The sequence below is a fragment of the Nocardia sp. NPDC055053 genome (assembly GCF_053608285.1).
Genome location: NZ_JBSGVD010000021.1, coordinates 63,219 through 76,202, shown reverse-complemented (window position 1 = coordinate 76,202; position 12,984 = coordinate 63,219). Strand labels below are relative to the sequence as shown.

The window sequence follows — 12,984 nt, the reverse complement described above, 5'->3', positions numbered from 1 at the left end:
CCGCCCGTATCCGAGGACCTCTGGATCAGAACGCGGGAACGTCGCTCGTGCTGGCGTTTCCGCCGATCGAGGGCTGCAGGGTGATCTCCCAGTCGGAGCCGGCGTCGAAGGAGTCGTCGAACTTCTGGAACTGGCGGTCGCGGGTGAAGCTGAGCGTGGCCTGGTCCCAGTCGGCACCGGTCTTCAGATAGACGTAATAGGTTCCGGCGATGCCGCTGAGGGTGGCCTTCGAGTTACCCCGCACGTAGATGGTCGCCTGTGGCGATGCGGGATTGCCGTTCGCCACCACCACGGCGACGTCGTCGCTGTTGCCGTTGTCGATGCTCAAGGTCCCGGCGCCGTTCAATCCGGCCTGCTGGACGATCTCACCGTTGCCCGCACGCCGATCCAGCAGCGGCAGAGCGGGCATCGACGGCACCACCGGCGCGGCCAGGGCCGCACTCTTCGACGCGCCGGCCGAACCGCTCGACAGATCCGAACTCGCGCAACCGGAAACCGTCACCGCCATCGCCGCCACGGCCACGACGAAAACACTGCGCTTCGACATACTTCCCACCCCATCTTCAGGCCCGGACCTACCGAACCGACTCGCGGACAACAGTATCGCGGTCCCCCGACAAGAACGCCAACCGGTCTTCAGACGACCGCTCGATGGTCGACACCCCTGTCGCGACTCAGCTCGGGCCCGCGAGCCGGTCCAGCAGCGGGCCGGTGCGCGGGCCGACGAGTTCGCGCATGACCAGAGCCATGTTGGTGCGTTCGACGCCGGGGATCTTGAGGATCTGGCCCGCGATGCGATAGAGGTCGTCGGCGTCGCGGGCGACGATGCGGACGGTCAGGTCGGTGGAGCCGGTCATGCCGCAGACCTCGGTGACCTCGGGAACGCCGGCCAATTCGTCGACGACGGCATCGAGCTGATGCTGATCAACGACCACCGCGACGAAGGCTGCCAGCGGATAGCCGAGGGCACGCGGTTCCACCCGGCGCTCGAAGCTGCCGAGCACTCCACCGCTGTCCCATCGGGCCAGCCGCGCCTGCACGGTGTTGCGTGACAAGCCGAGCCGCGCGGCCAGTTCCACACCGGTGGCCCGCGGGTTGGCGATCAACTCGCGCAGGAGCCGCGCGTCGGTGGCGTCCAGAGTCACGGCGTCGGGTTCGCGACTTGTCATACAACGCAGTATGACAGTGTTTGGACCGTCCAGACCGTGCACTCTGCTCATTCCCGTGTAGATCGCTTGCGCAGTTGGCGTTATCGTGGATGCTGAGTGATACACATCGCACTCAGCGATTGTCGTACCTGCATCGGGCCCACAAGGCGCGGTGCCGAGGAGGCGATCTCGATGTCGGAGAAACAGACCTATCCGGTCCAGCTGGTCCAGCCGGACGGCAAGCGCGTGTTCGATCGCGAGCATGCCGCGCTGGTGGCCGACATTGATGCCGAACGGTTGCGGCAGCTCTACCAGGACCTCGTCGTGACCCGCCGGATCGATGTCGAGGCGACCGCGCTGCAACGCCAGGGTCAGCTCGGCCTGTGGCCGCCGCTGCTCGGCCAGGAAGCCGCCCAGGTCGGCTCGGCGCATGCCCTGCACCCCGACGACTACGTCTTCTGCTCCTACCGCGAGACCGCGGTGGCCTACTGCCGCGGCGTGCCGCCCGAGCAGCTGACCACCCTGTGGCGCGGCGTCGCCCACCACTGCTGGGACCCGGCGGCGGTGAACATGACCAACGCCAACATCGTGGTCGGCTCCCAGGGCCTGCACGCCACCGGCTACGCCTATGCCGCCCACCTCGACGGCGCCGACATCGCCACCATCGTCTACTTCGGCGACGGCGCGACCAGCGAGGGCGACATCGCCGAGGCGCTCGGTTTCGCGGCCGCGTGGACCGCGCCGGTGGTGTTCTTCTGCCAGAACAACCAGTGGGCGATCAGCGAACCGGTCACGGTGCAGAGTCACGTACCGCTGGTGCGCAGGGCCGACGGCTACGGCATCCCGGGCGTGCGCGTCGACGGCAACGATGTGCTCGCCGTCCTGGCCGTCACCCGCCAGGCGGTGGAACGGGCCCGAACCGGCGGCGGCCCGACCTTCATCGAGGCGATGACCTACCGGATGGGCCCACACACCACCGCCGACGACCCGAGCAGGTACCGCACCGCCGCCGACACCGAGTACTGGGAACACCGCGACCCGATCGAGCGCATCCGCCTGCTGCTCGACCGCGAAGGCCACCTCGACCCCGAGTTCACCCGCCGCGTCGCCGACACCGCCGACGACATCGCCCGCCGCGTGCGCACCGCGACGATGGAGATGCCCGACCCCGACCCGGTGCGCATGTTCGACAACGTCTACGCGACCGAGCACCCGCTGATCACCGAAGAGGCGCACCAGTTCTCGGCCCACCTCGCCGAAGGAGCGCAGTCATGATCACCACCTTCGCCGCCGCCCTCAACACCGGCCTGCGCCGGGCGATGGAAGACGACGCCAAAGTCGTGCTGCTCGGTGAGGACATCGGCAGGCTCGGCGGCGTGTTCCGGGTGACCGACACACTCCAGAAGGACTTCGGCGACAACCGCGTCATCGACACCCCGCTCGCCGAATCCGGCATCGTCGGCACGGCTTTCGGCATGGCCCTGCGCGGCTACCGGCCGGTGGTGGAGATCCAGTTCGACGGCTTCGTCTATCCCGCCTTCGACCAGATCGTCTCCCAGGTCGCCAAGATCCACTACCGGACCGGCGGCAAGGTGAAGGCGCCGTTGACGATTCGCATCCCGTTCGGCGGCGGCATCGGCGCGGTCGAACACCATTCGGAATCGCCCGAGGTGTACTTCGCGCACACCGCCGGACTGCGTGTCGTCTGCCCGAGCACCCCGGCGGACGCGTATTCGATGATCCGCCAGGCGATCTCGCTCGACGACCCGGTGATCTTCTTCGAACCGAAACGTCGCTATTGGGACAAAGCCGACGTAGATTTCGAAGGCGAACCGGATCTGCCGCTGCACCGGGCCAGGGTGTGCACCCGCGGCGCCGATGCCACCGTGGTCGCCTACGGCGGCACCGTCGCCACCGCGCTGACGGCGGCGAAGATCGCGGCAGAGGAAGGGCATTCGCTGGAGGTGATCGATCTGCGCAGTCTCTCGCCGATCGATGTCGACACGATCGCCGAATCGGTCGACAAGACCGGCAGGCTGATCATCGTGCACGAGGCGCCGGTCTTCGCCGGGCTCGGCGCCGAGATCGCGGCCCGCGTCACCGAACGCTGCTTCTATCACCTCGAGGCGCCGGTGCTGCGCGTCGGTGGCTACGACATCCCCTACCCCCCGGCTAAGCTCGAAAAGCACCATCTGCCCGACCCCGACCGCATTCTGGCGGCGGTCGACCGCTGTCTAGCCGCGTGACGAAAGGTGCCACTGTGCCGGAACAAGCCGCCGACGACGACGGTCATGTTCTCGAATTCCGCCTCCCCGACCTGGGCGAGGGCCTCGCCGACGGCGACCTGGTGTCCTGGGCCGTCGCGGTCGGCGACACGGTGGAACTGAACCAGACCATCGCCGAGGTGGAGACCGCGAAGGCGGTCGTCGCGCTGCCGTCGCCGTTCTCCGGTGTGGTCGTTGAACTGCTGGCCCAGCCGGGTGACACCGTGCCGGTCGGCGCGCCGCTGATCCGGGTGCGCAACGATCTCGAGGTCACCGCTCCGCCCACCGCGGAGTCCGTCCCCCGCAACGACGTGCTGGTCGGCTACGGCCCGGAAGCCGAATCCACTTCGCGCAGAAGTAAGTCCACCCCGGCGGCCACGATGGCGGCCAACACGCCGAGCACCCACCGGGCGGCGGCGACGCCGGCGGCGCGCAAGCTGGCCAAGGAACTCGGCATCGATCTGTGGTTCGTCGCTGGCTCGGGCCCCGAGGGCGCGGTCACCGTCGAGGACGTGCGCTCGGCCGTCCCGGTGACGGCGCCGCGCACACCGGCCCGGCTCGGTGACGTGGCGCCCGCACGGGCGAACGGGCATGCCGGCGATGCCGACGGCGGCCTGATCGAACCGACCGCCCGCGAGGAACGCACCCCCATCACCGGCATCCGCAAGCGCACCGCCGCGGCGATGCTGGCCAGCGCCCGCACGATCCCGCAGGCCGGCGCGTTCGTCACGGTCGACTGCACGGCCTCGATGGAACTGCTCGACCACCTGCGCACGACGAAATCCTTCGAGGGACTCACCCTCACCCCGCTGGCCCTGGTCGCCAAGGCCGCGCTGGCGGCACTCGCGGAGTATCCGGGGATCAATACCGCCTGGGACGAACAGAACCAGGAGATCATCACCAGGCACTACGTGAACCTGGGGATCGCGGTCGCCTCGGATCGCGGACTGCTTGTCCCCAACCTCAAGGACGCGCAGTCGCTGAACCTGCGCGAGCTGTGCCGGGAGATCGCCTATGCGGCCGAGTTGGCCCGCTCCGGCAATGCCACCCCCGCCGACCTGCGCGGTGGCACGTTCACCATCACCAATGTCGGGGTGTTCGGCGTCGACACCGGGGTGCCGCTGGTGAACCCGGGCGAGGCCGCGATCCTGTGCCTCGGCTCGATCCGCAAGCGGCCGTGGGTGTTTCGCGATGAGCTTGCCGTGCGCTGGGTGACCACGCTCGGGCTCAGCTTCGATCATCGGATGATCGACGGCGAGCTCGGCGCCCGCTTCCTCGCGACCACCGCGGGCTTCCTGGAGGACCCGTTGACGCTGCTCAGCCGCGTCTGAGCGCTATCGCCGATCCGTCACCGCACGGATGTCGGGCATCAGCACGCCGGCTCGGCGGCTCGGCGTCGGCACACCGGGCGGGTGCGACGCGACTTGGTCGCCGTTAGGGTGCGGCCATGGAGATAGCAGGAAAAGTCGCCATCGTCACCGGTGCTGGGGCGGGTATCGGCGCCGCGCTCGCCCACCGTCTCGTCGCTGGTGGAGCGCGGGTGGTGGTCGCCGATCTCGACCCGGACACCGCCGCGAAAGTCGCCGGTGAACTGGGCGACAGCGCGGTCGCGGTCGGGGGTGATGTCGGCGCCGAGCAGGTGGTCGCCGCGTTGATCGAGGCCGCCGAGAGTGCGTTCGGTCCGGTCGATCTGTACTTCGCGAACGCGGGAATCGGTGGCGGGCCCGGGCTGGACAGCACCGAGGACCAGTGGGCAGCCGCCATCGATGTGAACGTGATGGCGCACGTGCGCGCCGCGAAACTGCTCGTCCCCGGCTGGGTGGAGCGCGGCGGCGGCTACTTCGTGTCTACCGCGTCCGCGGCAGGGCTGCTCACTCAGATCGGTTCGGCGCCCTACTCGGTGACCAAGCACGCGGCCGTCGGTTTCGCCGAATGGCTCGCGGTCACCTACGGCGACAAGGGCGTTCGGGTGAGCTGCCTGTGCCCGATGGGTGTGGACACGAGATTGCTCAGCGGTGATCTGATTCCCGGCTCACCGGAGGCGGCGGCGCTCGCGATCAAGGCGGTCACGACCGCGGGCGCGGTCCTCTCGCCCGAGGAGGTCGCCGACACCGTGGTCGAGGCGATGGCCGCCGAACACTTCCTGATCCTGCCGCACCAGGAGGTGTTGCAGATGTACCGGAACAAGGGCGCCGACTACGACCGCTGGCTTGCCGGAATGCGCCGGTTCCAGGCGATGCTGCGCGGGTGAGAGCCGCTCGCTAGCCGGTGACGAGTTCGGCCGCCGCCGTCCGGACCACCTCGGGGATCGCCACCGGCTTGCGGGTCTCGGCATCGACGTAGACGTGGACGAAATCGCCGGTCGCGGCGAGTTCGAGACCCGCCTCGGTCTCCTTGAAGATCGCCAGATCGTAGGTGATGCTCGAGTTCCCGAGGCGGGCGATGCGCAGCCCGACCTGGAGCTGGTCGGGGAAGCTGACCGAACCCTGGAAGCGGCACGAGGTCTGGGCGACGACGCCGAGCGCTGGCAGCGCGGTGATGTCCATGCCGGTGGCCCGCATCAGCCAGGCGTTCACCGCGGTGTCGAAGTAGGAGTAGTAGGTCACGTTGTTCACGTGGCCGTACTGGTCGTTGTCGGCCCACCTGGTCGGCATCGGCCACATGACGGGATAGCTCACCCGGCTGACGATAGCGCAGCGACATTCCCCTGCCGGTGGTCGCGTGGGCTCACCCCGAAGTGCCGTTTGAACGCGGTGCTGAGGGCGAAGGCGCTGCCGTAGCCGACCTGGCGGGCGATGGCCTCGACCGTGGCATCGGATTCGGCGAGCAGGTCGGCGGCCAGCGACAGCCGCCATTCGGTCAGGAACGTCATCGGGGGTTCGCCGACCAGCTCGGTGAACCGGCGGGCCAGCGCGGCCCTTGACATGCCGACCGCCTCGGCCAGCGCGACCACCGTCCATGCATGCGCCGGATTGTGCTGGAGCAGGCGCAGGGCCTTGCCGACCAGCGGATCGCTGTAGGCGTGGTACCAGGCGGGGGCGTCGTCGCGGGCGAACCAGGCGCGCAGGGCGGCGATGAGCAGCAGGTCGAGCAGGCGGTCCAGGACCACGGTCTGCGCGGGCAGGTCCTTGGTCGCCTCGTCGACGAGCAGATCGAGCAGACGGGTGTCGAGGTCGCCGCGCGGCAGGACCGCGACCCGCGGCAGCGCACGCAACAACCGCCGGCTCACCGCGCCCGCCGATTCGTAGGTGCCGGTGACCATCAGCGTCTCGCCGTCAGGATCGGTGCCCCACTGCCGGACGCCGAGACTCAATGTCTCGCAAAGGATCTCGCCGTCGGGCGTGGTGGTGACCTGACCCGGCTGGATCACGATCTGCGGTTCGGTCGCCGGATCGTCGGCCACCGTATACGGCTGCGGGCCACGGAATATCGCGACATCGCCCGCACCGAGCTGCCGCGGTGGCGCGGAATCTGTACTGACCCAGGCCTTTCCACGGATCATCGCGAGCACCGTCAGCGGCGCCTCGTCCTGGATCCGCAGCGACCACGGCGGGTTCAGCAGCGAGCACATCAGGAACGCACCGCGGGCACGCGGACCTTCGAGCAATCCGGCTAACGCATCCACACATCCACCGTAGACGACGGCGCATGTTCGCGAGCGGCACGACGATGTCGCCCGAGGCCGTGGACCGATGTACTTATCTCATGACAAACACCGCTTCTCACCAGCAGCTTTCCCTCATCACCGGCGGCACGGGCAAGACCGGCAGCCGCGTCGCCGCTCTCCTCGAGGCCGCGGGTCACCCGATCCGGCTCGGCTCGCGCACCGCCCCGATCCCGTTCGACTGGACCGACCGAGCCACCTGGGGTCCCGCGCTGGCCGGTGTCGACTCCGTCTACCTGGCCTTCCAGCCCGATCTGGCCGTGCCCGGCGCACCCGACATCATCCGCGCGTTCACCGCGGCCGCCAAGGCAGCGGGCGCGCGCTCGGTGGTGCTGCTGTCCGGTCGCGGTGAGCCCGAAGCGCTGGAATGCGAACAGCTCGTGCAGGATTCGGGCCTGGCCTGGACCGTCGTGCGGTGCAGCTTCTTCGCCCAGAACTTCAGCGAGGGCGCCTTCCTCGGCGACGTGCTGGCCGGCGCGGTCGCCCTGCCCAACGGTGATGTGCCCGAACCGTTCGCGCACGCCGACGACATCGCCGAGGTGGCCGCGGCCGCGCTCACCGACCCGCGCCACGCGGGCGAGATCTACGAGATCACCGGTGCGCGGGCGCTGACCTTCGCCGAGGCGGTGGGCGAGATCGCCATGGCCACCGGCCGCGAGATCGCCTTCATCCCGGTCTCGCGCCCGGAATTCGTTGCGGCACTGACCGAATACCAGCTGCCCGGCGAGGTGATCAGCCTGCTCGACTACCTGTTCGGCACCATCCTCGACGGCCGCAACACCGCGACCACCGACGGTGTGCGGCGCGCGCTCGGCCGCGCACCGCGGGACTTCGGCGAGTACGTGAAGGAGGTCGCGGCGACCGGGGCGTGGACACCCCGGGCGTGATCGGATCACCACGCTCCGATGGCGGCCTCGCGCGCGAGCCGACCGTCACCGGAGCGTGGTGATCCCGGTTCGGTGTGCAGTGGGTCCGGTGCCGGTACCGTCGAATTGGTGACCCCAGCGACGATCGACCGCGACCTTCGGTTGGCCAGGGCCGCGGTGTTCGCCGCGTTCACGCTCAACGGGTTCCTGCTGGCCATGTGGGTGGTACACATTCCGGCGATCACCGACCGGGCCGGGGTGTCGTCCTCGCTGCTCGGGATGTTCGTGTTGCTGCTGGCCGGGGCCGCGCTCATCGGCATGCGGCTCGCGGGTCCGGCGGCCGACCGGTTCGGCAGCCGGACGCTCGTCGCCCTGGCCGCCACCACGATCTCGGTGACGGTGATCGGCCCAGCACTGGCGACCGATCCGGTCACCCTGGCGATCGCGCTGGCCTGTTTCGGTCTCGGCAACGGCGCGCTCGACGTCTCGATGAACACCCAGGCGGTGCACGTCGAACGCGCCTACCACCGCCCGATCATGTCGGCCTTCCACGCCATGTTCTCCGGCGGCGGCTTCGCCGGTGCGCTGGCCGGCGCCGCCACCCAGCGCGCGGGCTGGTCACCGCAGCTGACCCTGACCTGCGCCGGCATCGCCGGACTCGTCGTCACCGCGGTGCTCGTCCCCCACCTGATTCGGACCCACCACCCCGAAACTGGTTCTCGGCCCGAGCATTACGACGCGGTCCTGACAGAGCTCGAGACGGAAGGCGCGCCTCGGGATCCGCTGAGGGGCGACACCGACGGACCCGTCCGCACGCAGGGTGGCGGCCACGACCACACCGATGCCATCCGGGTCGACCAAGGTCCGGCCGACTTCGCCGAACGGCGCGACGACGGTTCGCGAGCCTCCCGCGACAACGCCGCCGAGCCGTCCCCACTGGCGAGCGAGGAACTGTCGAAGACGCGCCACGGCGACCATGAGCGGACACGCAAGGTGGTCTCGCTCGGCATCGTCGCCTTCGTCCTGCTGCTCGCCGAGGGCGTGGCAGGCGATTGGAGCGCCTTGCAGGTCCGGGAGCATCTCGGCGCGTCCGAATCCGACGCCGCGCTCGCGTTCGGCGCCTTCTCCGCCACCATGACGCTCGGCCGGTTCCTCGCCGACCGGGTCAGCGGGGCGATCGGGGCGGTCGCCATCCTGCGGTTCGGCAGTCTGCTCGCCGCCGCGGGGCTCGGCGTTGTCATCGCGTCACCGTGGCTGCCGCTCACCCTCGTCGGCTGGGCGATGTGCGGCCTCGGTCTCGCCGGTGGGGTTCCCCAGATCTTCACCGCCGCGGGCAATCTCGGTGGAACGACCGCCGCCACCGACATGTCCAGGGTGTTCACCATCGGCTATCTGGGGCTGCTGGCCGGCCCCGCGGTGATCGGGTGGCTGACCGCCGTCATCCCGCTCACCGCGGCGCTGGCCGTTCCGCTGGTGCTCACCCTGGCCTGCGCGGCCGCGGCGAAGGTCGTCAGTCGGTGAAGGTGATCCGGACCGAGACCGGCGTGCTCTGCAACGCGCGGAATGTCGCCGCCGTCAGCCCGGCGAGCACCGGGTTGGGGGCGAAGCTGCGGGCCCGCGCGACGACGTCGTCGGCCGGGCGCAGCTCCGCGATTCCGCTCCGCCACCGATCGCCTTGGCGCACCCGGACTTTCGGCTCGGCGCCGATATTGGCCGCCCAGCCCGACCTGGTCCCGTGCTGGCTGATCACCCACGCGCCGGTCTCGTCGAAGGCCACCGACACCGGGACCGTCCTGACCAGCCCGGATTTGCGGCCGGTCGTCTCCAGCTCGGTCGCGAACGTGGTGCGGATGCCGAGCCGGCTCAGCGCGCGAACCGCCGGATTGGCGAGATAGCGCCCGACCGCGCGTTCGACTTCGAACTTGCGCAGCGTCGGATCCTTCGGCACGGTCGAACCCCTCCTACTCCGGAACGCGTCGACACCGTGGTGCTTCAGCATGGCCGCCGCGGTGAGCCACGGCGTGCGCTCGGGATCGGGGTCGGCGCCCGCGCCGATGCGGTGCAGCTGGTCGGTGTGCCACTGCAGGTCGAGCGCGCCCTCGAGGCTCTTGACATTGGGCAGTGTCGACACCCGCGCCGGCAGTCCGAGCGAGATGCTCGGCGAATGCAGCCGCTCGGTGCGGCGGTGCAGGATGTCACCGGCCGCGCCGGGGGCGACGGCGCTGGGACGGCCGAGGCCGACCACATCGCACTCCCCCGACTCGACCGCGTCGACCATGGCCACGCGGGACCGGAACCCGCCGGTGACGGCCAGCGGCACCGACCCGGCGGCCGCCCGCACCGACTGGGCGTACTCGAGGAAATACGCCTCGCGCGCGACGGTGCTCGCCGACCGGGCGACCGGCCTGCCCATCATCGCGGGCGATTCGTAACTGCCACCGCTGATCTCGATCAGATCGAGTCGTTCGGCGGCGAGCCGCCGCACCACAGCGCGCGACTCGTCCTCGGTGAAGCCGCCGCGCTGGAAGTCCGCGGAGTTGAGCTTGATCGCGACGGCGAACGACGGCGACACCTCGGCCCTGATGGCGCGCACCACCTCGAGCACGAAACGCGCCCGCCGGTCCGGATCGCCGCCCCAGCGGTCGTCGCGCTGGTTGGCCAGCGGCGAGAGGAACTGGGAGACCAGATAGCCGTGGGCGCCGTGGATCTGCACGCCGTCGAAGCCGGCGCGCTCCGCGATCCGCGCTGTGGTGGCGAAGCGGCCGACGATGTCGACGATCTCGGCGTCGGTGAGCGCGCGCGGCGCCGGGATGCCGGGCAGGCCGAGGCCGATCGCCGACGGCGCCACCGGCTGGGACCGGGTCGCGAGCGGATTCGCCTGTCTGCCAGGGTGATTGATCTGCATCCAGAGCCGGGCGCCGCCGGACTTGGCGGTCCGCGCCCAGTTCGACAGGTCGTCGAGGTGGCGTTCGTCGGCGATGACGACATTGCCAGGCTCGCCGAGATGGTCGTGGTCGACCATCACATTGCCGGTGACAACCAGACCGAAACCGCCGGTGCCCCACCGGCGGTAGAGCCGCTCGAGGCGTTCGTCCGGCGCGCCGGCCGCGGTGCCGAGGCCCTCGCTCAGCGCGGCCTTCATCAGCCGGTTGGGCAGCACTTGGCCGCAGGGCAGGGCGAGCTGATCGCTCAGGGCTGTCATCGGTCGGCTCCTCCGCGGATCGCGTCGAGTACACCGATCGGTGTACCTACCCGACGGTAGTACACCGATCGGTATACTTCAATCGAACCGACCGAAAGGACGCCGATGGCAGCACGCGACGGACTCGTGCAGAGCGCGATCGACCTGGTGCGCCGCAACGGCGTGACCGGGACCGGCGTCGCGCAGCTGCTCGACCACAGCGGGCTCTCCCGCCGGACGATCTACCTGAACTTCCCCGGCGGCAAATCCGAGCTGATCACCGAGGCCACCCGGGTCGCCGGCCGGGCGATGACGACGCTGATCGAGACCTTCAGCAAGAACGCCAAACCGGAGCAGACCATCGCCGCCTTCGCCGAGGCGTGGAAACAGGTCGTCGAGTCCAGCGATTTCCTCGACGGCTGCCCGGTCGTGGCCGCCGCGCTCGGGCGCTCGGCGTCACCAGCGGCCGCCGACGCCGCGGGCGAGGCGTTCGACGACTGGGAGCAGGCGCTGGAAGCGCGGCTGCGCGCGGAGAATATCGCGCCCGACACCGCCCGCTCCCTGGCGACGACGGTCATCGCCACGATCGAGGGCGCGGTGGTGATGTCGCTCGCCAAGCACAGCACCGAGCCGCTGGACCGCGTCGGCCGTCACCTCACCGAGCTGGTCAAGGCGCACATCCCGGCGTGATCACAGGTACATGCCGACCTCGGTCGCGTCCCTGGCAACCGACTGGATCTGGATCTCGCCGTCGCGGCGGGCGACCAGTTCGGCCAGCGTCGCGCCCTCCCTGCCGATCGACTCGCCCGGGGAGCAGTCCTGCGCGGCCAGCCACTCCCGCGCCTCGGGCGCCGACAACCGGCCGACCTCGATCTGGGCCAGGCAGCGGCCGGGCCGCACCACCGCGGGGTGCAGCCGGGACAGATCCTCGTTGGTGGTGACCGCGATCAGCACATTGCGGCCCTGGCCGAGCATGCCGTCGGTGAGGTTGAGCAGTCGCGAGAGCTTCTGTCCCGCAGCTTCTTTCGCCTCGCCACGGATGAGCTCGTCGCAGTCCTCCAGCACCAGCAGGCGCCAGCGGCTGCCGTCGTCACCGTCGGCGCCGGCGGCCACCTCCATGAGATAGCCGGGATTGCTGAACAGTTCCTCCGGATCGACGACGCAGTCGACCTGACACCACGACGACCACGCCCGCGCCAGCGCACGCAGCGCGGTGGTCTTGCCGGTGCCGGGCTCGCCGTGCAACAGCACCAGCCTGCCCCTGATCTCGGCGACCTCGAGCGCCATCAGCCGGTCCATGCTCGCCGACACCGCCGCGGCGTAGTTGTCGCGGATCTCCGACCAGGCCGGCGCGCTGATCTGGCGGCGCCTGCGCAGCGGCCGCCGGACATCCATGTGCCAGAACCCCATCTCCACGGTGGAACCGGCGCCCGGCGGCTGCACGGCTTCGGCCGTTGCCCTCGCCAGCACGTCGACGGCGAGTTCGTCGCTGACGGCGGTCACCTCGACGGTGGCCGAGCCGCCCGCCCAGCGCACCGCCCGCAGCGACCAGCCCTCGCCTTCGGCGAGCAGCGCGCTGCTGTCGTCGTCGGCCACCGAGCGCACGATCCGCGAGTCGGCGGGCCGCAGCGGCGCGTCGGGCCGCACCCTGTCCAGGTGGGCCTGGCGGGCGAAGGACTGGTCGCCGCGCAGGAACGGCGCGAGCGCCAGCGCGTCGATGGCGTCGCGGGTGGAGTAGGTGGAATCGATGGCCGCCGACCACGGAAAACGCTCACCCGGATCCTCCGGCTGACGCGGCGGTTCGACGAGCCTGAGCTGTTCGTTACGTGTGGACACCGCGCCCATCCTCGTGGGACCTGCC

13 protein-coding genes are annotated in these 12,984 nt (G+C 70.1%); 7 read left to right on the top strand and 6 right to left on the bottom strand.

Translation table 11 applies throughout. The annotated features are described in order from the left end of the window. Positions 1-25: 25 nt before the first annotated feature. A complete protein-coding gene (locus ACWF82_RS21930; protein ID WP_452503807.1) occupies positions 26-547 on the bottom strand; it encodes a hypothetical protein in 522 nt (173 codons plus the stop codon). 127 nt (positions 548-674) lie between these two features. Continuing rightward, on the bottom strand, positions 675-1,169 hold the full coding sequence (locus ACWF82_RS21925) for an Lrp/AsnC family transcriptional regulator (RefSeq protein WP_379308905.1): 495 nt from the start codon (positions 1,167-1,169) through the stop codon (positions 675-677). A gap of 171 nt (positions 1,170-1,340) precedes the next feature. On the opposite strand from ACWF82_RS21925, the gene pdhA reads away from it, so the two are divergent. From pdhA to ACWF82_RS21905, 4 genes are all read left to right on the top strand, one after another. Further along, complete coding sequence (gene pdhA, locus ACWF82_RS21920; RefSeq protein WP_452503805.1) at positions 1,341-2,423, top strand: pyruvate dehydrogenase (acetyl-transferring) E1 component subunit alpha; 1,083 nt, start codon at positions 1,341-1,343, stop codon at positions 2,421-2,423. Further along, positions 2,420-3,394 (top strand): alpha-ketoacid dehydrogenase subunit beta, encoded by a 975-nt coding sequence (locus ACWF82_RS21915; protein ID WP_452503803.1) that lies wholly within the window; start codon positions 2,420-2,422, stop codon positions 3,392-3,394. The genes pdhA and ACWF82_RS21915 overlap by 4 nt, the downstream gene beginning before the upstream one ends. A 14-nt stretch (positions 3,395-3,408) precedes the next feature. Beyond that, positions 3,409-4,743: a dihydrolipoamide acetyltransferase family protein gene (locus ACWF82_RS21910; RefSeq protein ID WP_452503801.1), complete on the top strand. Its 1,335-nt coding sequence runs from the start codon at positions 3,409-3,411 to the stop codon at positions 4,741-4,743. Between the two features lie 116 nt (positions 4,744-4,859). Next, positions 4,860-5,663, top strand: coding sequence for an SDR family oxidoreductase (locus ACWF82_RS21905; protein ID WP_452503799.1), 804 nt, complete (start codon positions 4,860-4,862; stop codon positions 5,661-5,663). A 10-nt stretch (positions 5,664-5,673) separates the two neighbouring features. Here the strand turns inward: ACWF82_RS21905 and ACWF82_RS21900 are convergent, their stop codons facing one another. Both ACWF82_RS21900 and ACWF82_RS21895 read right to left on the bottom strand, forming a co-directional pair. Beyond that, positions 5,674-6,075 carry an acyl-CoA thioesterase gene (locus ACWF82_RS21900; protein WP_452503882.1) on the bottom strand — a complete coding sequence of 134 codons (402 nt, stop codon included), beginning with the start codon at positions 6,073-6,075 and terminating at the stop codon, positions 5,674-5,676. Between the two features lie 11 nt (positions 6,076-6,086). After that, positions 6,087-7,037: an AraC family transcriptional regulator gene (locus ACWF82_RS21895; RefSeq protein WP_452503798.1), complete on the bottom strand. Its 951-nt coding sequence runs from the start codon at positions 7,035-7,037 to the stop codon at positions 6,087-6,089. An 80-nt stretch (positions 7,038-7,117) separates the two neighbouring features. Between ACWF82_RS21895 and ACWF82_RS21890 the strand changes: the two genes are divergently transcribed. Together ACWF82_RS21890 and ACWF82_RS21885 are read left to right on the top strand one after the other, a co-directional pair. Further along, positions 7,118-7,963: an NAD(P)H-binding protein gene (locus tag ACWF82_RS21890; RefSeq protein WP_452503796.1), complete on the top strand. Its 846-nt coding sequence runs from the start codon at positions 7,118-7,120 to the stop codon at positions 7,961-7,963. A 108-nt stretch (positions 7,964-8,071) separates the two neighbouring features. Next, positions 8,072-9,463, top strand: coding sequence for an MFS transporter (locus ACWF82_RS21885; RefSeq protein ID WP_452503795.1), 1,392 nt, complete (start codon positions 8,072-8,074; stop codon positions 9,461-9,463). On the opposite strand, the gene ACWF82_RS21880 is transcribed toward ACWF82_RS21885, so the two are convergent. Beyond that, the gene (locus ACWF82_RS21880) at positions 9,453-11,144 is read right to left on the bottom strand and encodes a nitroreductase family deazaflavin-dependent oxidoreductase (RefSeq protein ID WP_452503794.1); all 1,692 of its coding nucleotides are present in this window, start codon (positions 11,142-11,144) and stop codon (positions 9,453-9,455) included. The genes ACWF82_RS21885 and ACWF82_RS21880 overlap by 11 nt on opposite strands. A gap of 105 nt (positions 11,145-11,249) precedes the next feature. On the opposite strand from ACWF82_RS21880, the gene ACWF82_RS21875 reads away from it, so the two are divergent. Next, a complete protein-coding gene (locus tag ACWF82_RS21875) occupies positions 11,250-11,813 on the top strand; it encodes a TetR/AcrR family transcriptional regulator (RefSeq protein ID WP_452503791.1) in 564 nt (187 codons plus the stop codon). Here the strand turns inward: ACWF82_RS21875 and ACWF82_RS21870 are convergent, their stop codons facing one another. Further along, positions 11,814-12,968: a DUF5925 domain-containing protein gene (locus tag ACWF82_RS21870; RefSeq protein WP_452503789.1), complete on the bottom strand. Its 1,155-nt coding sequence runs from the start codon at positions 12,966-12,968 to the stop codon at positions 11,814-11,816. It lies immediately after the preceding gene. Between the last annotated feature and the right edge of the window lie 16 nt (positions 12,969-12,984).